This window comes from Photorhabdus sp. RM323S (genome assembly GCF_042879375.1).
GTDB classification, from domain to species: domain Bacteria; phylum Pseudomonadota; class Gammaproteobacteria; order Enterobacterales; family Enterobacteriaceae; genus Photorhabdus; species Photorhabdus tasmaniensis.
Genome location: NZ_JBHFKZ010000067.1, coordinates 1 through 21,961, shown reverse-complemented (window position 1 = coordinate 21,961; position 21,961 = coordinate 1). Strand labels below are relative to the sequence as shown.

At 45.1% G+C, this 21,961-nt stretch carries 18 protein-coding genes and 1 pseudogene; 12 read left to right on the top strand and 7 right to left on the bottom strand.

Annotation, left to right across the window (positions count from 1 at the left end; genetic code table 11):
* Positions 1–585 precede the first annotated feature (585 nt).
* Positions 586–1,623: pseudogene (locus tag ACGF7G_RS19960) on the bottom strand (IS5 family transposase).
* A 199-nt stretch (positions 1,624–1,822) separates the two neighbouring features.
* Here ACGF7G_RS19960 and ACGF7G_RS19955 point away from each other — a divergent pair.
* From ACGF7G_RS19955 to ACGF7G_RS19945, 3 genes are all read left to right on the top strand, one after another.
* Entirely contained in the window at positions 1,823–1,993 is a 171-nt protein-coding gene (locus ACGF7G_RS19955) for a transposase (protein WP_387467815.1), read from the top strand.
* A gap of 358 nt (positions 1,994–2,351) precedes the next feature.
* Positions 2,352–3,131, top strand: coding sequence for a hypothetical protein (locus ACGF7G_RS19950; RefSeq protein ID WP_387467810.1), 780 nt, complete (start codon positions 2,352–2,354; stop codon positions 3,129–3,131).
* A gap of 2 nt (positions 3,132–3,133) precedes the next feature.
* The gene (locus ACGF7G_RS19945) at positions 3,134–3,529 is read left to right on the top strand and encodes a hypothetical protein (protein WP_387467808.1); all 396 of its coding nucleotides are present in this window, start codon (positions 3,134–3,136) and stop codon (positions 3,527–3,529) included.
* Between the two features lie 142 nt (positions 3,530–3,671).
* Here the strand turns inward: ACGF7G_RS19945 and ACGF7G_RS19940 are convergent, their stop codons facing one another.
* From ACGF7G_RS19940 to argE, 4 genes are all read right to left on the bottom strand, one after another.
* Positions 3,672–4,253 carry a YolA family protein gene (locus tag ACGF7G_RS19940; protein ID WP_387467806.1) on the bottom strand — a complete coding sequence of 194 codons (582 nt, stop codon included), beginning with the start codon at positions 4,251–4,253 and terminating at the stop codon, positions 3,672–3,674.
* A 180-nt stretch (positions 4,254–4,433) separates the two neighbouring features.
* A complete protein-coding gene (locus ACGF7G_RS19935; protein ID WP_387467804.1) occupies positions 4,434–5,012 on the bottom strand; it encodes a YolA family protein in 579 nt (192 codons plus the stop codon).
* Between the two features lie 258 nt (positions 5,013–5,270).
* Positions 5,271–7,907, bottom strand: coding sequence for a phosphoenolpyruvate carboxylase (ppc, locus tag ACGF7G_RS19930; protein ID WP_387467802.1), 2,637 nt, complete (start codon positions 7,905–7,907; stop codon positions 5,271–5,273).
* A gap of 301 nt (positions 7,908–8,208) precedes the next feature.
* Positions 8,209–9,366, bottom strand: coding sequence for an acetylornithine deacetylase (argE, locus tag ACGF7G_RS19925; protein WP_133813981.1), 1,158 nt, complete (start codon positions 9,364–9,366; stop codon positions 8,209–8,211).
* Between the two features lie 102 nt (positions 9,367–9,468).
* On the opposite strand from argE, the gene argC reads away from it, so the two are divergent.
* The 5 genes from argC (at position 9,469) to oxyR (ending at position 15,138) form a co-directional block, all read left to right on the top strand.
* A complete protein-coding gene (gene argC / locus ACGF7G_RS19920) occupies positions 9,469–10,473 on the top strand; it encodes an N-acetyl-gamma-glutamyl-phosphate reductase (RefSeq protein ID WP_387467799.1) in 1,005 nt (334 codons plus the stop codon).
* A gap of 25 nt (positions 10,474–10,498) precedes the next feature.
* Positions 10,499–11,272, top strand: a complete 774-nt coding sequence (gene argB / locus ACGF7G_RS19915) for an acetylglutamate kinase (protein ID WP_387467797.1) — start codon at positions 10,499–10,501, stop codon at positions 11,270–11,272.
* A 68-nt stretch (positions 11,273–11,340) separates the two neighbouring features.
* A complete protein-coding gene (locus tag ACGF7G_RS19910; RefSeq protein WP_133813978.1) occupies positions 11,341–12,555 on the top strand; it encodes an argininosuccinate synthase in 1,215 nt (404 codons plus the stop codon).
* A 147-nt stretch (positions 12,556–12,702) separates the two neighbouring features.
* The gene (gene argH, locus ACGF7G_RS19905) at positions 12,703–14,082 is read left to right on the top strand and encodes an argininosuccinate lyase (RefSeq protein ID WP_387467795.1); all 1,380 of its coding nucleotides are present in this window, start codon (positions 12,703–12,705) and stop codon (positions 14,080–14,082) included.
* A gap of 150 nt (positions 14,083–14,232) precedes the next feature.
* A complete protein-coding gene (gene oxyR / locus ACGF7G_RS19900) occupies positions 14,233–15,138 on the top strand; it encodes a DNA-binding transcriptional regulator OxyR (protein WP_387467794.1) in 906 nt (301 codons plus the stop codon).
* On the opposite strand, the gene sthA is transcribed toward oxyR, so the two are convergent.
* Entirely contained in the window at positions 15,130–16,527 is a 1,398-nt protein-coding gene (gene sthA / locus ACGF7G_RS19895; protein WP_387467792.1) for a Si-specific NAD(P)(+) transhydrogenase, read from the bottom strand. The genes oxyR and sthA overlap by 9 nt on opposite strands.
* A gap of 193 nt (positions 16,528–16,720) precedes the next feature.
* Here sthA and fabR point away from each other — a divergent pair, with 193 nt between their 5' ends.
* Both fabR and ACGF7G_RS19885 read left to right on the top strand, forming a co-directional pair.
* Complete coding sequence (gene fabR, locus ACGF7G_RS19890) at positions 16,721–17,365, top strand: HTH-type transcriptional repressor FabR (RefSeq protein WP_021325464.1); 645 nt, start codon at positions 16,721–16,723, stop codon at positions 17,363–17,365.
* 23 nt (positions 17,366–17,388) lie between these two features.
* Positions 17,389–17,760: a YijD family membrane protein gene (locus tag ACGF7G_RS19885; protein ID WP_133814261.1), complete on the top strand. Its 372-nt coding sequence runs from the start codon at positions 17,389–17,391 to the stop codon at positions 17,758–17,760.
* 63 nt (positions 17,761–17,823) lie between these two features.
* Here the strand turns inward: ACGF7G_RS19885 and trmA are convergent, their stop codons facing one another.
* Positions 17,824–18,927 carry a tRNA (uridine(54)-C5)-methyltransferase TrmA gene (trmA, locus tag ACGF7G_RS19880; RefSeq protein ID WP_387467812.1) on the bottom strand — a complete coding sequence of 368 codons (1,104 nt, stop codon included), beginning with the start codon at positions 18,925–18,927 and terminating at the stop codon, positions 17,824–17,826.
* A 187-nt stretch (positions 18,928–19,114) separates the two neighbouring features.
* On the opposite strand from trmA, the gene btuB reads away from it, so the two are divergent.
* Both btuB and murI read left to right on the top strand, forming a co-directional pair.
* Positions 19,115–20,977, top strand: coding sequence for a TonB-dependent vitamin B12 receptor BtuB (gene btuB / locus ACGF7G_RS19875; protein WP_387467789.1), 1,863 nt, complete (start codon positions 19,115–19,117; stop codon positions 20,975–20,977).
* On the top strand, positions 20,922–21,785 hold the full coding sequence (gene murI, locus ACGF7G_RS19870; RefSeq protein WP_387467787.1) for a glutamate racemase: 864 nt from the start codon (positions 20,922–20,924) through the stop codon (positions 21,783–21,785). The genes btuB and murI overlap by 56 nt, the downstream gene beginning before the upstream one ends.
* Positions 21,786–21,961: the final 176 nt, after the last annotated feature.

Here is a 21,961-nt window from a genome sequence, read left to right as displayed (position 1 = left end):
ATGATGATTAAACTTAACAAAAAACAGGTGTTAAAAGGGATAAAACAACGGTTAAAACTTTATGCTAATTAAATCCAAAGTTGAAAAGAAATCGCACGTAAAATAACATTACCCGAATAAACGGATATTAAAGCGCTTTCTCGCCAGTTATTTAACAGCATCAGAAAAGATAAAAAATGAATATAATCCACGTTCGTTAAACATAAAATACGATATCCGATGATGATTAAACTTAATAAAAAACAGGTGTTAAAGGGGTAAAACAACGGTTAAAACTTTATAACAATTAAATCCATTGAGTAAAAAACGATTTCCGATAACAGGTTAAATAGGTTTTCATAATAGTGATACACCCATTTTTACCCTTCCCGATTTTTGCTGTTGTCATGATGCGGCGTTCCATGAATACCTTTACATGTTGAAGCCATTGCCACATAAATTGACAACAGGGAACCTCTAAAAACTCTCAATACAAAAAATAAGATCAATTTTGCACTCACCAATAAATGACCTTATTGTGTATGACTTCTTCTGGCTTTTTCAGCGGAAAAAATAAACTCATCGCTTTTTCATCACATACCGGAATTAAAAAGCATGAATGCCGGATTTCCCAAAATAAACCAAACGTTGCAAATCATAGCAGGTGGCCTTCATCATCATCGCAAAATTGGCTCGCAGCTGGCCTATCGTTCGGATAAATTTTTCACCCCTCTGAGAGAATGAGCCAAAGATATGTTCGACTCGTGCCCGGGTTTTCGCTATTTTCTTATTTCGGCCTTTCTGGCAATCTGATAAGGGCTTATTACGTGATGCTTTCCTCTGAATATGAACACGATAGCCCTGTTCCTTCAGCGCATGTTCACGCATCTGGCTGGCATACCCTTTATCCGCATAAATGTCCCGGCTTGTATTTGACCGATCCAAAACGGCTTCAAAAAACAGGCTATCATGGACAGCAGCGGTTCCTGTCGCGATGTGGCGGATCACTTTATATTTTGTATCGACACTAATGGTAAGCTTATAGCCAAAATAACTTTTACCGTGCTTTTTCGTCCAGGTTGCCTCGGTGTCTTTCTGGCATCGTTTGTTTGCTGTCCCGTTATCCGGCGTTTTACCCTGACGGATTTGTTCATTCTCTTCCTTCTTATTGTGCTGCTTAGGCACTGGGAGCAACGTGGCATCAATGATTTGACCCCCTCAGGGAATGAATCCCTGTGCCGAAAGCTGATGCTTTGCCTCTTCAAACAACGCGCTGGCACCTTCCTGCCCAATCCGTTTTTCGAAACACCAAATCGTGTTACGGTCTGGAATATTAATGACATCGGTCAGGCGACAAAAACGTTGCCAGCTCATTCGGTCAAGCAATTGATATTCCATCTTTTCATCGGAAAGATGATGGAAATGTTTCAGGATAATGATGCGAACCATCACCTCAGTCGGGAATGGCGGGCGTCCCCCTTTGGGAGAAATAATACGTGGTGCGACACGGTCTATGGTGTCAGCCAGTGCCGAGAAATCAACATACTTATCAAGAACAAGCAGTGGATCACCTAATTCATCGATTTTTCGACGGTGATATTCGGATGCCAGCTTGTCTTTTTTTAAAGCAGAACGAGGCGGTATCATGACGGCGCTACCTTGCAGAGAGGTGTTGTGTCTACATTTTACTCAATTTTGTGGCTGTGAAAAGTATTTAGAGGTTCCCTTTAGTTTAGTGTTACCTTGATCTTAGGCAAGCGCTAAATCTAAGCAGTAATTGTAGAAGAAACCGTTGCTGCTATGATGTGAATCCGCCTACTCAGTTAACGGATCACCGAAAAAAATTTGTATTCCCCGCAATCGGGTATTGGAAGGGGTGCACAATGAGGGAAAACGATTTTATGGCTTTAAACTTCATCGGGTTATCAACGATTGCGGTGAACTTTTGGCCGTTTCATCAATATCCATCTTTAAATCAAATCGGGTAACAGCAGTCATAAGTATTTTCCTATAAATACAGTAAATTAACGTACGCAGCATTTTTCTGTATAAAATTTGAGAAAGCAAGTTTGAATACTGAGTCGGTAACGGAAATCTTCTGAATACCCAAAACAGACAAAAGTCTGGTCACTTTTTTACATAAGCAGGGCAGGAAAAATACTAAGATGTCCCTAATTAACTCAACCTAATTTTGGAAAAGATAATGCCAATTTCACCCATTAGCGGCCATATGCCACTTAGCCAAATGCAGGCTTCTCAGCACACTGCTGCCTCTCCTCTGCTCGAACAGGGCAATCGTCTGTTCGAGCAGTCTGTTCGAGCAGTCTGTTCGACGCGGTCCTCTGCACTTCCAAAGTTCGGATCTCAAACAGTTGATTACCGAACTGCGTCAGTTGCAGAGTGCCCCCAGTAGTGCGCAGGCCCAACGGGTACAAGATGCTATCCAGCACTGGGAGAACCACCATCCTAAAGAGGTGGCGGCCCGGGGCACTCGCCTCACCGAACTCAAACAGGCTCTGGCGGAACAGGGCGCTATGGTGCGTGCTCACCAGCCAAATGTGGTCGCGCCCGGTATCAAGGCCGTGTTACAACAGGCCATGCCAACCTTGCAGAAGATGGGAACCTATGCATGCACCGATGCAGGCACCTTCGTTAGCAAGCAGAATCCCCAATATCAGCAAATCATGGAGAGATTACGGTTATTCAATGATAATCCTGAGCGCCAGAAGGTTAACGGCCAGGCCAACATGATGTCCAACATGGCAGCCATCGCCGCCAAGCGAGGCAACGTCAGCCTCAACCAATTGCAATCCATCGCCCGCCATGTCGCTCAGGCTCAGGCTGGTTGCTGCACCACCTTGGCCTACTCTGCGGCAGCCGAATTGATGAAACACAATCAAGACGACCAGCAGCGCATTGAGGTAGTCGCTCATCGTGGCTCTAAGGGGCATACTCAAACCCACTGCTTCGTAGTGGTCGGTCGCGATCCCAACAGTGAGCTCAGCAAACCAGAAACCTGGGGTTCACAAGCACGCGTCATTGATCCTTGGGCTGCGACCATAGGTGGTGAGCTGCAAGGTACACCAAGTAAGCCTCCAATCGCCAACCTGTGGCCGCCGACTGAATCCGTGTTTGACAACCATAAAGAGTAATCATGTTTAATCTCCTATTATCGGATCTGTGCCGGCTTCTTGGACAGACCGAGGAGTCCCTGCACCCAGAGGGGCTTGATCTGCCGCTTGGCCCTTTTAGCCTGCATATCCGTCAACGTGATGAGCTGGTGACGTTGTTTATTCCGCTGGGTGATGTCGAGCCCCGATCTTTGGCTACATTAGGCGATTGGCCGCTGTTGCAATTGAGTCGTAGCGGTGAGGGTGAAACCCTACTTTGGAGCCGTGAATGGTTGGAAAGGCTGGATGCTGAGTTGCTGGTCAGTTTGGTTGGGCGAATGTTACAGCAAGCCAGGGACCTTATGGCTGTATTCCCCACCACTGAAAGCCAAGGATGGCTGCCATTAGGCATTCAAGGGACCTCGTGGCACAAAGTTTAGCAAAAATCGCCGTAAGCCTCCGCCCAATGCGGGTGAAAATATCAGGTGGAAAAAACGAAGGGGGTGTCGATGCCTGCGCGTAGAAATGAATAAGGGCGGTTTCCCAGCCCTTATAGATTTAAGTGAGTTTCAGCAGTTCAGGTCAACGAATATTGATCTGAACTGACACGATGTTCTGAGGCGAGTTAGTGGAAGTGTTCTGGTATTTGAAGGTGCCATTTTGGTTGCCGTCGAGGTTATATTCCTTAAGGAAGCCAACCACAGTTTGGCCCGCAGTGCACGGCCAAGTGTAATACCCGTTTGTAATGCAAACCGGCGTATCAGCGTACATCGCTGTGCCGGGCAGTAGACCTCCGTTCATCCAAGCAAAGGGGCTGTATCCGTAGCCAATTTCCAGAACGGCGGCGCGGAGCTGCTGTCCTCCGTGATCGCAGGTTGTTGCAAACAAGTTGGAAGTGTATTCCCATCCGCAATTCGTCGAGCCAACGGCATAGACCCACATATTGCTTAGCGAAGGTGCGGGGGCGTCAACAGGTTCAGAATTAATTTTGGGATCCTGCTCTTCGGCCCGGATGGGGCTATCAGCGTTAGGCTGAAGCTGGGATTGCGCTATCAGGACTTTTTGAGAAGCAGGAACTTCCGGCAGTTGCTCTGTTTGGGCATAGGCATTAACGCCAAACAAGGAAGCAAGAGACAATAAAATGGCAAGTTTATTTTTTTTCATAATTGAATCCTCTTAGAAATGGAAAAGCTCAATTCTAGGGAAGTGAGCAAAAATCACATTATCAAATTTTATTTATGTAATGAGTAAAGTTTGAGCTGTTATTGTTGCGATCTTTGCTTATCTCATTGCGGAACAAGGGCGGTTTCCCGCCCTTTACAGATTTAAGTGGATTTCAGCAGATTAAAGAATGCTGATCTGCGTTGACAAAGTATTATGAGGCCAGTTAGTGGAAGTATTTTGGTATCTGAAGATACCATTCTGGTAGCCGTCGAGGACGTATTCCTTAAGCCAGCCAGCTACAATTTGGCCCGCAGGACACGGCCAAGTGTAGTACCCGCCTGTAATACAAACTGGTGTAGAAGAGTACATCGAGCCTGGCAGCATAGCGCCGTTCATCCCAGCAATGGGGTTGAATCCGTAGCCAATTTCCAGAACGGCGGCGCGAAGCAGGCTCCCTCCGTGATTGCAGTTCGTCACTGGCAAGTTGGAAGTGTATTCCCATCCGCAATTCGTCGAGCCAACGGCATAGACCCACATATTGGTTAGTGGCGGGGCGGGGATGTAAGCTATCTCAGACTTAATGTCGAGCTCCTTCCCGTCGGCACGGATGGGGCTCTTAGGGTTAGGTAGCAGCTGGGATTGCGCTGTCAGGGCATTTTTAGCAGCAGGGGCTTCCTGTGCTTTCTCTGTTTGGGCATAGGCATTAACGCCAAACAGGGAAGCAAGAGATAACAAAATGGCAAGTTTATTTTTCTTCATGATTGAACCCTCTTAGAAATCGAAAGGCACAATTCTAGGGAAGTGAGCAAAAATCACATTATCAAATTTTATTTATGTAATGAGTGGAATTTATCCTGCTCTTATCGTGTTTTTGTTTGTTTCGCAAACGGTAAATGTGGGAAAACTGTGATACCATTGAGCACATATTGTACGGGGTTATATGAAGATGAAAGATACCCGTACTGTGCTCAATAATATCACTACCGTCGCGTGGAGATTGTCTCCTACTGACAGCGACTAACCTGTATTTCGCATTCCTGCCGCTACACCGGCTATTGTGACCATCAGCGCCTGTTCAAGCTGTGGATCAGGGTGTTGTTGCTGACGGGAACGTAGCAGAAGTTCTGCCTGCAAAACATTTAATGGATCGGTATAAACATTACGCAGGGCGATTGATTCTGCAATCCACGGTAAATCTGCCATCAGATGCTCATCTTTGGAAATGGTTAATACCGTTTTAATATCCGCTGAAAGTTGCTCACGCAGCTTCTGACCTAATGGCCACAAACTCTGATCTACCAAGCGGTGATCATAATATTCCGCCAGCCATAGGTCCGCTTTAGCGAAAACCATCTCCAGCATACCAATGCGGGTGGTAAAGAAAGGCCAATCGCGGCACATTTCTGCCAGTACACCCTGTTTACCATCATTCACGACTGTTTGTAGTGCAGCACCTGCGCCTAACCAAGCCGGCAACATCAGGCGGTTCTGTGTCCAGGCAAAAATCCACGGGATAGCTCGCAAACTTTCCACACCTCCTGTCGGGCGGCGTTTGGCTGGTCGAGAACCCAAAGGGAGTTTAGCCAATTCCAGTTCTGGCGTTGCAGCACGAAAATAAGGCACAAAATCAGGTTGTTCACGTACATAATCACGATACATCCTGCAAGAAACATCAGACAAAGTATCCATTATCTGACGCCATTCCGGCTTAGGTTCCGGTGGTGGTAGCAGGTTGGCTTCCAGAATTGCGCTGGCATATAACGCTAAGCTACTGATAGTGACCTGTGGCAGACCGAATTTGAAGCGAATCATTTCACCCTGCTCAGTGACACGTAGCCCACCTTTTAAGCTTCCCGGTGGCTGGGAAAGCAGCGCTGCATGTGCTGGTGCGCCGCCACGGCCAATGGTACCGCCGCGACCATGGAACAAGGTCAGCGTGACGCCTTCTTTTTCACAGGTTTTGATTAGTGCATCTTGTGCGCGGTATTGCGCCCATCCCGCAGCCATCACCCCGGCATCTTTTGCCGAGTCAGAGTAGCCAATCATCACCATCTGTTTGTCCTGAATTAGACAGCGATACCATTGAATATTCATCAATTGTTGAATAACATTTTCGGCGTTGTTCAGGTCATCAAGGGTTTCGAACAGCGGGGCAACTGGCAAGGTGAACGGACAACCGGCTTCTTTCAGCAGCAGGTGAACCGCTAATACATCAGAAGGCACTTTAGCCATTGAGATAACGTAAGCAGCGATGGCGTCTTGAGGTGATTCTGCAATCACCTTACAGGTTTCGAAAACTTCTTGAGTTTCAGCGCTTGGTTGCCAGTTGTGTGGGATCAGTGGGCGTTTGGAATTCAGTTCATGCAGCAGGAAAGCTTGTTTCTCTTCTTCGGACCAGCTTTCGTAGTCGCCTAATTCCAGGTATTGCGTCAGTTCAGACATGGCGGTTGTATGACGGCTGCTTTCTTGACGGACATCAATGCGTACCAGTGACAAGCCGAAGCAACGAATACGGCGCAGGATATCCAATAATTGGCCATTGGCGATGATTTCCATGCCACAGGTTTTCAATGATTGATAACAGGCGTAAAGGGGCTGCCAGAGCTGTTCATTATCCACCAGCAGATCAGTGGGTGGCAGAACTTGCTCCCCTTTCAGCCGTTTCTCTAAATATTCCAGTGTATTGCTGAGTTGTGTTCGCAGTTTTTTGGTAATTTCCCGGTAAGGTTCCAGAATTTCATCACCACCTGCCAGTTTGCGAACTTCTGATGTGCATTCGGACATGGATAATTCAGAAACCAGAACCTGAATATCTTTCAGGAACAGATCGGCTGCTTTCCAGCGGCTAAGTAGTAATACATGGCGAGTAACTTCAGCCGTGACATTCGGGTTGCCGTCGCGGTCGCCGCCCATCCAGGAAGTAAAACGGATAGGAACAGCTTCGACCGGCAAGCTGTAATCAATAGACTCTTCCAACTGTTCATTGAATTCACGCAGGAATGCCGGCACACCATCCCATAAGCTGTTTTCCACCATAGCGAAGCCCCATTTAGCTTCATCAATTGGAGTAGGGCGGATTTTACGGATTTCATCGGTATGCCATGACTGGGCAACTAACTGGCGCAGGCGGCGCATAATGTTATTACGCTCATAATCCGCCAAGTCATCGTGATCTAATTGTGACAGGCAGGTGTTAACGGCGACCAGTTTGTGGATCAAGGTACGACGCGCGATTTCAGTTGGGTGAGCGGTGAGAACCAGTTCAATCGACAGCTCATTCACCGCTTTTTTCAGATCGTCGTTACTGAAATTTTTTTCTTTTAACTGGGTGAATAACTTCGCCAAAGCAACCGGGTTGCTGGCAGCTTCACCATGTGGGGATATGCTGTGATATTGTTCCGCGACGTTTGTCAGGTTGAGAAATTGATTGAACGCGCGGGCAACCGGCAACAATTCATCATTGGATAAGTTTTGTAATGTGGACAATAGTTGCTGGCGGTGTGCTTCATTGCCGGCACGGGATGATTTGGATAATTTGCGGATAGTTTCAACTTTATCGAGAATATCTTCCCCTAAAGCTTCTTTGATAGTATCTCCCAGCAGCTTACCTAGCATGCTGACATTACTGCGCATTGCGGAATATTGTTGGTTCATGTGACTTTTGGCCTTTATTGCTGGCAGAATGTTGATTCTGTTCCTGTAGAAAAATTTCATTTAAGTGGCGGGAAGTTATTTTTTGTGGTGCCACAGTCTGACACTTACCCTAAGACTCATATTCATATCAGAAAATAATCAGTTTGGGCGAAATTTCTAAAATTTAATACTGAGCTGTTTTCTATAAGTTTTACTTATTATCTGAGCTGTGTTTATGTGCAAGGTACTTGGGAAAAGCTTGTTTGTTTCTTGTTCTGATGCTTGAGTCCCCCCTGATTTTTGGGAGGAGAAGTTGAAGCAATTAATTATTGCCCAGACAAAAATGATCTATTAACTGAGAGATTATCTTTCTGGTAGGTTCAATAAATGCCGTATCAATAAACTCATCCGGCTGATGTGCCTGTTCAATCGAACCTGGGCCAAGGACTAAAGTTGGGCATAATTCCTGAATAAATGGCGCTTCGGTACAGTAATTCACGGTTTCAGCCTTGCGGCCTAGCAGTTTTTCTATTACATCAACCATCTTGTGGTCTGTTGGGCATTCATATCCAGGAATGGGTGGATGTAATTCATTGATGGTCAGACGGCCAGGCCAACGCTGTTTCACTGGTTCCAGGGCCTCGTTTAACAGCCCATTCAGATCTTGTAATGTCAGGCCCGGTAATGGGCGAATATCCATATGCAATTCACAATGTGCACAAATCCGATTTACCGCATCACCGCCATGAATATAGCCGAAGTTCATGGTCGGGTACGGAATGGCAAATGCCGGATTGTTGTAACGCTCTTTTAGCGTGTCGCGCAATTCAATCAGATGACCAATAGATTCATGCATCAAATCAATAGCATTGACACCGCGGGCTGGATCACTGGAATGCCCTGATTGGCCGACAATGCGGATAGCATTCGATAAATGCCCTTTGTGTGCACAGATAGGCTGCAATGCCGTCGGTTCCCCGATAATCGCGAAATCCGGTCGGATAGTGGTACTTGCCGCAAAATAACGGGCACCTGCCATTGTTGTCTCTTCATCCGCGGTAGCCAGAATGTACAGCGGACGGGTTATTTTACTGACATCAATATCCCGCAAGGCATCAATGATAAAGGCGAAAAAGCCTTTCATGTCTGCCGTACCTAAACCATATAGTTTGTTATCACATTCTGTCAGGGTGAAGGGATCTTGAGTCCAGCGCCCTTCGTCAAAAGGGACGGTATCGGTATGACCACACAGTAGTAATCCACCTGGGCCACTTCCCAGAGTCGCCAGTAAATTATATTTCCCGCTGACTTTGGGTACCGGTTGTATCTCAATCTCAAAACCTGTTTCTTTTAACCAGCTTGCCAGCAGGTTGATTAAAGACTCATTACTTTGATCGATACTGATATCGGTGGCACTGATTGAGGGAGTCGCGATTAACTGCCGAAATAGCTCAATAAATGGAGGTAATTTAATATTCACTGTTGACAGCCTTTATTCATGATAGTATCAATATTCATGCATTTTTTTTGAATAAAAATACATTATCCCGTTTAAATACTGAGCACAAGGTAAAGAGATCCCATGTTGAATACGCTGGTTGTTGGTGCAAGTGGTTATACCGGAGCAGAACTGGCAGCATATCTGCATCGTCACCCACATATAAATCTGATTAGGCTAATGGTTTCTGCTCAGAGCGTTGATGCAGATAAATGTTTCTCAGATTTACATCCACAGTATAAAGGCATCGTTGATCTACCACTGCAACCGCTGACTGACATCACTGATGCTACTAAAGGGGTTGATGTGGTTTTCCTTGCCACCGCCCATGAGGTCAGTCATGACATCACGCCGGTATTTCTGGCAGCAGGTTGCGTTGTGTTCGATCTGTCCGGTGCCTATCGCGTACAAAATGCTCAGATTTATCAACAATACTACGGATTCAAACATAAGCATACTCAATGGTTAGCACAAGCTGTATATGGACTTGCTGAATGGCAGGCTGAAGAAATTAAACAGGCCCAGTTGGTTGCTGTCCCGGGATGTTATCCAACGGTTTCTCAACTTGCTCTAAAACCGCTACTGGAAAAGGGTTTGCTGGATACCGGTCACTGGCCGGTGATTAATGCGACCAGCGGCGTGAGTGGTGCAGGTCGGAAGGCCAGTATGACCAACAGTTTCTGCGAAGTTAGCCTGCAACCTTATGGAATATTTACTCATCGTCACCAACCAGAGATTGAGGAACATCTGGGGACCAGGGTGATTTTTACTCCGCATCTTGGTAATTTTGCACGGGGTATTCTTGCCACGATTACCTGTAAATTGCAGCCAGGTGTTACCGCAGAACAGATAAGTGAAGTTTATCAACAGGCATATAAAGATAAGCCTCTAGTGCGTCTCTACTACAAAGGGGTGCCAGCTCTGAAATCGGTTGTTGGATCACCGTTCTGTGATATTGGTTTTGTTGTACAGGGTGATCACCTGATTATTGTCGGTACTGAGGATAATCTCTTGAAAGGCGCGGCCGCTCAGGCAGTTCAGTGTATGAATATACGTTTTGGGTTTGAAGAAACTCAGGCATTACTTTAATTATTGGCGTGAGGGAGTAAATCAGATGGAACCTTTAGTCATAAAGTTAGGTGGCGTGTTATTGGACAATGAAGAAGCACTGGAACGCTTGTTTACTGCATTACAGGAATATCGGCAAACACATAAACGCCAGTTGGTGATTGTTCATGGTGGTGGTTGTCTGGTAGATGAACTGATGCAGAAGTTGCAACTGCCGGTAGTGAAGGAGCAAGGATTACGGGTAACACCCGTTGATCAGATAGGGATTATCACCGGCGCATTGGCAGGTGTAGCCAATAAAACTTTGTTGTCGTGGGCGACTAAGTATCAGCTTGCATCAGTTGGATTATATTTAGGAGATGGTAATGTAGTCATGGTTTCCCAACTGAGTGAAGAGTTGGGGCATGTGGGGAAAGCAATGCCGGGTGATGCTAAGTTGCTGAGAATTTTACTGGATGCTGGTTATATACCCATTATTAGTTCGATTGGTGTAACTGATAAAGGGGAGCTGATGAATGTGAATGCTGATCAGGCGGCAACGGCGATAGCTCAAACGCTAGGGGCTGATCTGGTATTGCTCTCTGATGTGAGTGGCATTTTGGATGGTAAAGGGCAGAAGATCCCTGATATCACTGCTCAGAAAGCTGAACAACTTATTGTGCAGGGCATCATCACTGACGGCATGATCGTGAAGGTAAATGCAGCTTTGGATGCAGCTAAAACATTAGGTCGCCCGGTGGATATTGCCAGTTGGCGCCATGCGGATCAGTTAACCGCGTTATTTAACGGTGTTCCCGTCGGTACTCGTATTCTGGCTTAAATCAAGTTTGATTAATTTTCGGCAAAGCTTTGCTGATGAACAACAACGGAATTTCAAAGGGTAACTTCATGCATACTAAAGATATTAAAAAAATAGTTCTCGCTTATTCTGGTGGTCTGGATACTTCTGCCATTATTCCCTGGCTGAAAGAGCATTATGACAACTGTGAAGTTGTTGCATTTGTCGCCGATGTGGGACAAAGCCGTGAAGATCTGGAGGGCGTGGAGCAGAAAGCTTTACGTTCCGGCGCATCAGAATGTCACGTTGTGGATCTGCGTGAGGAATTCATTAAAGATTATGTTTATCCGGTACTGAAAACCGGTGCTCTGTATGAAGGCAGCTACTTGCTGGGAACGTCAATGGCGCGGCCAATTATTGCTAAAGCACAGGTTGAACTGGCACTGAAAGTGGGAGCAGATGCACTTGCTCATGGCGCGACAGGTAAGGGTAACGATCAGGTTCGGTTTGAAAGTACTTATACCGCGTTAGCGCCCCATCTGAAAGTAGTGGCTCCGTGGAGAGAGTGGGATTTACGTTCCCGTGAAGCGTTGTTGGATTATCTGAAAGCACGGGATATCCCAACAACGGCAACACTGGAGAAAATTTACAGCCGTGATGAGAATGCATGGCACATCTCTACAGAAGGTGGCGTTCTGGAAAGCACTTGGAATGCATCCAATCAAGATTGTTGGGTGTGGACAGTGGAGCCGGAAGAAGCGCCAGATGAAGCTGAACTGGTAAGCATCACTATTGAAAAAGGCGAAGTTGTTGGGATTAACGGCAAGGTGATGTCGCCATATCAATGCCTTGACGCGTTGAATGTTTTGGGGGCAAAACATGGTATCGGTCGGATTGATATCGTGGAAAACCGGCTGGTGGGAATGAAATCCCGTGGTTGTTATGAAACACCGGGAGGGACCATCATGATGGCCGCATTGCGTGGTGTCGAACAACTGGTGCTGGACCGTGATAGCTTTAAATGGCGCCAGCAACTTGGGCTGGAAATGTCCTATGTTGTTTATGACGGACGTTGGTTCGCACCGCTGCGTCAGTCTATTCAGGCAGCCGCTGAGACGTTGGCTGCGGATGTCAGTGGTGAAGTGGTACTGAAACTCTATAAAGGCCAGGTGACAGCAATCCAGAAGAGATCGACGAACAGCCTTTATTCGGAAGCGTTTGCAACGTTTGGTGAAGATGAGGTTTACGATCACAGCCATGCAGAAGGGTTTATCCGTCTGTATTCTCTGTCTTCACGTATTCGGGCATTAAATAGTAAAGAGTAATTTCATTGTTCGTAGCAACGGGGATAATGGTCAGATTGTGCATCCGTTCCTGGATTGGCTTTTCTGGCCCATTATCTCCACTTAATGCATAAAATTACGGCTTATAAAAGGCACTCACTCAGGCATCAGATAATCAGGAATAAAAATATGGCACTTTGGGGCGGGCGTTTCAGTCAGGAAGCAGATCAACGGTTCAAACAATTTAATGATTCACTTCGCTTTGATTACCGACTGGCGGAGCAGGACATTACAGGCTCGGTTGCATGGTCGAAAGCGCTGGTGACTGTGGGTGTACTGACGGCTGAGGAGCAACAAAAGCTGGAGATGGCATTGAATGAGTTGCTAAGTGAGGTTCAAACGAGTCCACAAGCCATCCTGCAAAGTGATGCGGAAGATATTCATAGTTGGGTGGAAGGGCAGTTGATCAGCAAAGTCGGTGATCTGGGTAAGAAGCTTCATACTGGTCGTAGCCGTAATGATCAGGTGGCAACAGATCTCAAACTTTGGTGTAAAGAACATATTACCTATATTCATCAGGCAATTGTGGAATTACAGCAGGCATTGGTTATTACCGCAGAGAATAATCAGGATGCGGTTATGCCAGGTTATACCCATTTGCAAAGAGCACAGCCTGTTACATTTGCTCATTGGTGCCTGGCTTATGTAGAAATGTTGGCTCGTGATGAAAGCCGGTTACAAGATACTTTAAGACGGCTGGATACCAGTCCGCTTGGATGCGGTGCATTGGCCGGAACCGCTTATGATATTGACCGCGAACAATTGGCGTCATGGCTGGGTTTCGCTTCCGCGACCCGTAACAGTCTGGATAGCGTTTCAGATCGTGATCATGTACTGGAATTACTATCTGATGCCAGCATCAGCATGATCCACCTTTCCCGTTTTGCTGAAGACCTGATTTTCTTTAACAGTGGTGAAGCGGGTTTTGTTGAACTGTCAGATAGAGTGACTTCGGGTTCTTCCTTGATGCCACAGAAGAAAAACCCGGATGCGCTGGAGTTAATCCGTGGGAAATGTGGTCGGGTACAGGGAGCATTGACCGGTATGATGATGACCCTGAAAGGTTTGCCTCTGGCCTATAATAAAGATATGCAGGAGGATAAAGAAGGGTTGTTCGATGCGCTGGACACTTGGCTGGATTGCTTGCATATGGCAGCGTTGGTACTGGATGGTATTCAAGTCAGGCGCTCACGTTGTGAAGAAGCGGCTAAACAGGGTTATGCCAACGCAACTGAATTGGCTGATTATCTGGTCGCAAAAGGTGTTCCATTCCGTGAGGCTCACCATATTGTCGGGGAAACCGTGATTATGGCGCTTGTTCAGGGTAAGGCGCTGGAAGAACTGTCATTGGCAGAGTTGCAGAAATTTAGCCGCACAATGACTGAAGATGTATACGATATTTTGTCTCTGCCATCTTGTCTGGACAAGCGTCTTGCAAAAGGTGGTGTCTCGCGAAAACAGGTCATGCAAGCGATTGTAGATGTTAAGCAGAGATTAAAGCTTAAGTGAGTCATCGTTGGGGGGTATTAATATCCCCTGTAAAATAAATGAGATCTTTACATATAAGTTTTTAAGGATTATCTGATAGTCTTCTCCTCACATTGATATAATTATCTATTGGTAGTTTCTATCATTTATATTCAATATGTTGAGGTGGAAATGAATATCCGCGATCTGGAATATCTTGTGGCTCTTGCGGAGCATCGGCACTTTCGCCATGCTGCCGATTCATGCCACGTCAGCCAGCCTACGTTAAGTGGGCAAATTCGTAAACTTGAGGATGATCTGGGTGTCATGCTGTTGGAACGCACCAGTCGTAAGGTTTTGTTCACGCAACAAGGGATGTTATTAGTAGAACAGGCCAGAACGGTTCTCCGTGAGGTTAGGATCCTGGAGGAAATGGCATCGCTTCAGGGAGAAAATATGTCTGGTCCGCTGCATATTGGTTTGATCCCAACAATTGGCCCATATCTGTTACCTCATATTATTCCTGAACTTCATAGTTTGTTTCCTAAGTTGGAAATGTATCTGCATGAAGCTCAGACGCAAAGTTTGTTAGCCCAGTTGGATAGTGGCAAATTGGATTGTGCGATTCTGGCGCTGGTTAAGGAGACAGAAGCCTTCATCGAAGTGCCATTGTTTGAAGAACCCATGAAACTGGCAATATATGATGCCCATCTTTGGGCAGATCGAGAAAAAATTGCTATGGATGAATTGGTCGGTGAGAAATTGCTGATGCTGGAAGATGGTCATTGTTTGCGTGATCAGGCTATGGGGTTCTGTTTTCAGGCCGGTGCGAAGGAAGATACACATTTCCGTGCAACCAGTTTGGAAACCCTGCGTAATATGGTTGCTGCCGGTAGTGGAATCACGTTATTGCCTGACCTGGCAGTCCCACAGGAGAGAAAACGTGATGGTGTCTGTTATCTGGGATGTGGCAACCCTGAACCTAAGCGGTCTGTTATTTTGATTTATCGGCCTGGTTCACCTCTGCGTGGTCGCTATGAGCAACTGGCAGAGGTTATCAGCGCTAAAATGGGCGCTTATTATGGGCAATCAAAATAGCCGATTCAGGCCATTCAGGGCCGCGACACGATAGGCTTCAGCCATAGTTGGATAATTGAAGGTAGTATTGACGAAATATTCGATAGTATTACTTTCACCTTTTTGTTCCATAATCGCCTGGCCGATATGAATGATTTCAGCGGCACGCTCCCCGAAACAGTGAATACCAAGAATCTCTTTGGTTTCTCTGTGGAACAGTATTTTCAGGCTTCCGACATTCATCCCGGCAATTTGTGCGCGTGCCAGATGTTTAAACTGCGCGCGCCCAACTTCATAAGGCACTTTCATGGCTGTTAATTGTTGTTCGGTTTTACCCACAGAACTTATTTCAGGAATGGTATAGATGCCCGTTGGAATATCTTCAATCAGATGAACTTCGGCGCTTCCTTTAGTCATCGCTTGCGCGGCAATTCGGCCCTGATCATAAGCGGCAGATGCCAGGCTTGGATAACCGATAACATCTCCTACGGCGTAGATATTTTCGTTGTTGGTTTGATAGATCTTATTGACTTTCAGTAACCCGCGGCCATCGGCTTCCAGACCAATGTTTTTCAGCCCAAGAGTATCGGTATTGCCTGTCCGGCCATTAGCATAAAGCAGACAGTCGGCTTTGACTTTTTTACCGGATTTGAGGTGAACGATAACACCATCATCAACACCTTCAATTTTAGAATATTCTTCATTGTGGCGGATCACGATGCCACTATTCCAGAAATGGTAGGAAAGTGCATCTGACATCTCTTGATCAAGGAAAGCCAGTAAATGGTTTCGGGTATTGATCAAATCAACTTTCACGCCTAATCCACGGAAAATTGACGCATATTCACAACCAATCACCCCGGCACCATAAATAATCACATGCCGTGGTTCGTGATCCAGTTTCAGAATGGAATCGCTGTTATAAATACGGGAATGGGTGAAATCAACATCTGGTGGACAATATGGGCGGGAGCCGGTCGCGATAATAATCTTATCTGCGCTTAAGATATCGTAGTTATCATCGGCATAGCGCACACTTACCCGGTGGTCATCAATAAATGTTGCTTCCCCGGAAAACATACGACATCCATTGCGTTCATAAAATCCCTGGCGCATTTTAGTTTGCTGATTAATGACGATTTCAGCGCGGCGTAAGATTTCAGCAAATGAAGAACGAAGAATGCGGGAATTATCACTGTACAGCGGGTTTTGGTTAAATTCGATAATACGGCTGACGGCGTGGCGGAGGGCTTTGGACGGGATAGTGCCCCAGTGAGTACAACCACCGCCGACGTTGTTATAGCGTTCGATAACGGCAACGCTTTTACCCTGTTTCACTAATCCCATTGCTGCTCCTTCTCCACCGGGGCCGGAGCCAATGACAATGGCGTCAAAATGAATATGTTGCATAGAGGAAAGACCTGTTTTTACACAAAATTACAACGCCATATTAACATTGGTTGAGTTAATAACCCAATCGTCATCAGGATTTTATGTCACAGTTTAATGATGAAACAAATCCGTATCAGTGACATGATAAGAGCATGATTATAAAATTTGATATATTTCTTCACTATATTCAGACAGAGATATCAGGATTCGTGTGAGTAACATTACTGGCGTCAGAGCGAAACAGAAAGAAAGAACCCGTCGTTCACTGATTGAGGCAGCATTCAGTCAACTGAGTGCTGAACGGAGTTTTACCAGCCTTAGCTTGCGTGAAGTGGCTCGTGAAGCAGGCATTGCGCCAACTTCATTTTATCGCCATTTCCGTGATGTTGATGAATTAGGGCTGACTATGGTGGATGAGAGTGGCTTGATGCTACGTCAGTTAATGAGACAAGCCCGGCAACGTATTGCTAAAGGTGGTAGTGTCATCCGCACATCTGTCTCAACTTTTATGGAATTTATTGGTAATAATCCAAATGCATTCCGCTTATTATTACGTGAACGCTCAGGTACCTCTGCTGAATTCCGTGCCGCTGTCGCACGGGAAATCCAACATTTTATTGCTGAATTGGCAGACTATTTAGAGCAGGAAAGCCGTATGCCGAGACATTTTACTGAAGTACAGGCAGAGGCAATGGTAACAATAGTATTCAGTGCAGGTGCAGAAGCATTGGATATTGATTTGGAGAAAAGACAGCGTTTGGAAGAACGTTTAGTCTTGCAACTACGGATGATTGCTAAAGGTGCATATTATTGGTATCGCAGAGAAATAAATCCACCGGACCCTAAACTTAAATAACTATGAAGAAGGAGAACGAAATGATGGAACAATACCGCCAGGACAAAAGTACATTGTTACTCGCTTTTATTGTCGGATTAGCAACTAATGGAACGTTTTCAGCAGTTTTTAGCTCAGTTGTTTCTTTTTCAGTTTTCCCACTGATAGCACTGGTGTTATCAATTTATTGTCTTCATCAGCGCTATTTGAATCACTCAATGCCTGATGGGATTCCTAAGCTGGTTGTCGCCTGCTTCCTCTTGGGATTATTTAGTTATAGTGCGATTATCAGGGTGGAATACCCTGAAATTGGTTCTAATTTCCTCCCCGCAGTAATAGGGACTATATTAGTGTTCTGGATTTACAGAAAAATAAAAGTCCGTAAAGACCAGTCCATTGCAGAAAACAGCCATTGATTGATGAAAAACGCCGGAGAGATAACTCTCTGCGGCGTTTTTGTTTTGTATGTTGGTTAAGTCTCAGTTTAATTTTTCCAGAAGTACGCCGCATTCCATATGGTGTGTATAAGGGAACTGATCAAACAGAGCCAGACGGCTGATTTTATGCGTTTGGGTTAATGTTTCCAGATTATGGCAAAGGGTTTCCGGGTTGCAGGAAATATAAAGAACTCGCGGATATGCCTGGACCATCTCAACTGTTTTTTCATCAAGGCCGCTACGTGGTGGATCAACAAAAATAGTTTCACATTGATAGCTTTTCAAATCGATTCCCCGAAGGCGATTAAATTCGCGTTCGCCATTCATTGCTTGAGTAAATTCCTCTGCCGACATTCGAATAATTTGCACATTATCAATATTATTAGCCGCGATATTGTATTGAGCTGCTGCAACGGATGGCTTGGCAATTTCTGTCGCCAATACTCTTTCAAAATTTTGAGCTAACGCCAGAGAGAAGTTGCCATTTCCGCAATAAAGCTCAAGTAAATCGCCTTGTGAACCTTTGGTAATATCAATCGCCCATTCGAGCATGTGAGTATTGACGCTGGCATTTGGCTGGGTAAAACAGTTTTCCACCTGACGATAGATTATGTTCTGGCCTGCAATAGATAAAACCTCATCAATATAATCATGGTTCAATACGATTTTAGTTTTAGCTGCCCTGCCAATCAGCTCAACGTCAAACCCTTTATTTTTTAACTCTTCACGCAGTTTTAACGCCTGTTGTGTCCATTCATCACCCAACTTTTTGTGATAAAGCAGAGAAACAAGGATTTTATTACTGCTAGTGGACAGATAATCAATTTGAAATAGCTTATGGCGTAGGATCTGTTCGGATTTAATGGCATCAATTAACACTGCCATCATGTTGTTGATTAATTTACTGGCAACAGGAAATTGTACAATGCGAATACGCTGTTTTGTCTGTTGATCAAACATAATATGGTACAAATCATCCTGCTCATGCCAAATGCGGAATTCTGCCCGCATTCTGTAATGAGATACCGGTGAGCGGAAAACCTCTGGCTCCGGAGTTTGGAAAGGTGCCATCATGCTTTTTAAACGGCTTACTTTTTCTGCAAGTTGTTGCTCATAGCTTTCCGTTGGCAGGAGATTTTGCATTATGTTTGTTCTCTTATATCTGTAGTAAGAAAAATTTTCGTGCGAAATTGTAGGGAAAGAACAAAGGATGTCCAGTTTTCTTATTACTCATTCATAATCCTGTCTATGCTTATATTCTAAACAGGTCTGATCCTTCATCGTAGCATGGAGGTTTGGCCTTCTAACAATCATTGCTGGATGTTTTCTCTATATGATAAATAAAAACCGGTTTTTATTATCCGCAATTTCAGTTGCAGTGATTTCTGGTTGGAATTCTGTGGCTGTTGCGGAAGAACAGCAGGATTCATTGGTTGTTACGGCAAGTCGATTCAAACAGCCTGTTTCAAGCATATTGGCTCCTCATTCCGTTGTGACACGAGATGAAATTGAGCGTTGGCAGTCAAATAGCGTAGCCGATATTTTACGCCGCTTGCCCGGTGTTGATATTGCGCTGCATGGTGGCATTGGGCAGTTAAGTTCTTTGTTTATCCGTGGTACTAATTCTAGTCATGTATTGGTGCTGATGGATGGAATACGTCTGAATCAAGCGGGTATTAGTGGTTCCTCAGATTTAAGCCAAATACCTGTATCGTTGATTCAGAAAATTGAATATATCCGTGGGCCACGCTCTGCGGTTTATGGCTCTGATGCGATTGGCGGCGTTATCAATATCATCACGACCAGAGAGAAACCGGGAACCAGTTTAAACGTAGGTATCGGTTCACATGGTTACCAGGTTTATGATGGTGCAACCCAGCAAAGATTAGCTGAAAACACCTCACTGATAGCAGCAGCCAGCTATACCTATACTAAAGGATTTGATGTGGTTTCTGCGGGTAATACCGGTGGTTTCAGGCAACCTGACCGTGATGGTTTCATGAGTAAAATGCTCTGGTTGGGGGTTGATCAGAAATTTAATGAGCAATTCAGTGGATTTGCCCGTGCTTATGGCTATGACAATAGAACATCTTATGATGCGGATATTAACTGGAGTTATCCATATGCCAGGCCAGATACCCGTGAACTTTATAGTCGTCACTATGACGCAGGGATCCAATTTAACCAAGGGATCTACTCGTCCCAATTAATTGCAAGTTATAGCCATATAAAAGACTACAACTTTGATCCCAAATATGGGCGCTATGACAAATCCGCGTCTCTTGGTGATTCTGAACAATATAACTTGCAATGGGGAAATACTTTCCAGCTATATCAGGGAATGATGAGTACGGGTGTCGATTTCCAAAAACAGTCCATTGACGCTGGAACAAGTTATATTCCGACGAGTGAAACAGTACGTAATACCGGGATATATCTAACAGCACAGCAGCAATTAAATGATTTTATTCTGGAAGGTGCGATTCGGTCGGATAAACATTCAGAAGCTGGCTGGAATACTACATGGCAAGCCAGTGCAGGCTGGGAGTTTATTGAAGGTTATCGTTTGATTGCTTCTTATGGTACGGCGTTTAAAGCACCGACTCTTAGCCAGATGTATGGTTTTTGGGGAGGTAATCGAGATTTGAAACCTGAAGAAAGTAAACAATGGGAAGGGGGGATAGAAGGCGTAACTGGTTTGTTGAATTGGCGTCTTTCTGTATATCGTAATGATATTGAACAATTGATCGATTATGCAAACAGTCGCTACTACAATATTGGCAAAGCAAAAATTAAAGGTGTTGAATGGACTGGTTCAATGGATACTGGAATATTCCAGCATCAATTGACATTGCAATATATCGATCCACGTAATGGTGAAACGAATGAGATTTTAACTCGCCGCGCGAAGCAGCAAGTAAAATATCAACTTGACTGGCAGCTATATGATTTTGATTGGGGATTAACCTATCAATATCTTGGGCAGCGTTATGATAAAGATTCCAGCACATCTCCTGTTCAAAAAGTGAAATTAGGTGGAGTTAGTTTTTGGGATTTAACGGTTTCATATCCGGTCACTGTTCATCTGACAATTCGTGGTAGAATAGCCAACCTGCTTGATAAAGATTACGAGACAGTTTATGGCTATCGCACTCCAGGACGTGAATACTACCTCACTGGGAGCTATAACTTCTGATTTGAATAAACCTGCCCGCCCGACAGTTTTAGTTTTTGATTCTGGCGTCGGTGGTTTATCCGTTTACCAAGAGATCCGGCAATTGTTGCCGGATCTCCACTATATATACGTATTTGATAATGAAGCATTCCCTTATGGTGAAAAATCGGAAGAATTTATTATTGAGCGAGTCGTTAAAATTGTTGATGCTGTTCAACAAAAACACTCTCTGGCAATAGTTGTTATTGCATGTAACACCGCAAGTACCGTCAGTTTGCCCGCTTTGCGCGAACGGTTCCATTTCCCGGTGGTTGGTGTGGTTCCAGCGATAAAGCCCGCCGCGAAGTTAACTCGTAATGGCATTGTTGGGCTACTGGCGACGAGAGCAACAGTTAATCGATCCTATACAAAAGAACTTATCGAAAGATTTGCGATAGATTGCAGAATTGAATCTATAGGTTCTGCTGAGTTGGTAGAATTGGCTGAAGCTAAACTGCATGGTGGTAAGGTATCTTCCGACGCTTTAAAAAAGATACTGAAACCTTGGCTCAGAATGAAAGAACCACCTGATACGGTGGTATTGGGTTGTACTCATTTTCCACTATTGGCGGAAGAATTAGTTCAGGTACTGCCTGATGGTACTCGTTTAATTGATTCCGGTGCCGCTATTGCCCGAAGAACAGCTTGGTTGGTTAAACATCAGGAGAATCTTGTTTGTACTTCAGCAGATAGTCTTGCTTATTGTATGAAAATGGGTGCTGGCACTGATGCATTAATCCCTGTTTTGCAGGAATATGGATTCTCAAAACTGGAGAAATTGGTAACTTAAGTTAAATTTGCCGCAATAATCAGCAGTCGTTAACTTTTTTCAAAATAACTATTGCCAGCGCCGAAGAACTCCCTATAATGCGCCACCACTGACCGACACAACGCTGACAAAACGTGTGAGGCCAGACAGAGTAAAGTGAATTAAGCGCTTGACTCTGCGGGCGAAAAGCGTAGTAT

Excerpts from the sequence above, each read along its gene's own strand:
- ACGF7G_RS19935 (WP_387467804.1), bottom strand. The coding sequence starts at position 5,012 with ATGAAGAAAAATAAACTTGCCATTTTGTTATCTCTTGCTTCCCTGTTT.
- argC (WP_387467799.1), top strand. The coding sequence starts at position 9,469 with ATGTTGAATACGCTGGTTGTTGGTGCAAGTGGTTATACCGGAGCAGAA.
- ppc (WP_387467802.1), bottom strand. The coding sequence starts at position 7,907 with ATGAACCAACAATATTCCGCAATGCGCAGTAATGTCAGCATGCTAGGT.
- ACGF7G_RS19940 (WP_387467806.1), bottom strand. The coding sequence starts at position 4,253 with ATGAAAAAAAATAAACTTGCCATTTTATTGTCTCTTGCTTCCTTGTTT.
- argH (WP_387467795.1), top strand. The coding sequence starts at position 12,703 with ATGGCACTTTGGGGCGGGCGTTTCAGTCAGGAAGCAGATCAACGGTTC.
- ACGF7G_RS19885 (WP_133814261.1), top strand. The coding sequence starts at position 17,389 with ATGGAACAATACCGCCAGGACAAAAGTACATTGTTACTCGCTTTTATT.
- btuB (WP_387467789.1), top strand. The coding sequence starts at position 19,115 with ATGATAAATAAAAACCGGTTTTTATTATCCGCAATTTCAGTTGCAGTG.
- ACGF7G_RS19945 (WP_387467808.1), top strand. The coding sequence starts at position 3,134 with ATGTTTAATCTCCTATTATCGGATCTGTGCCGGCTTCTTGGACAGACC.
- sthA (WP_387467792.1), bottom strand. The coding sequence starts at position 16,527 with ATGCAACATATTCATTTTGACGCCATTGTCATTGGCTCCGGCCCCGGT.
- murI (WP_387467787.1), top strand. The coding sequence starts at position 20,922 with ATGGCTATCGCACTCCAGGACGTGAATACTACCTCACTGGGAGCTATA.
- ACGF7G_RS19910 (WP_133813978.1), top strand. The coding sequence starts at position 11,341 with ATGCATACTAAAGATATTAAAAAAATAGTTCTCGCTTATTCTGGTGGT.
- argB (WP_387467797.1), top strand. The coding sequence starts at position 10,499 with ATGGAACCTTTAGTCATAAAGTTAGGTGGCGTGTTATTGGACAATGAA.
- oxyR (WP_387467794.1), top strand. The coding sequence starts at position 14,233 with ATGAATATCCGCGATCTGGAATATCTTGTGGCTCTTGCGGAGCATCGG.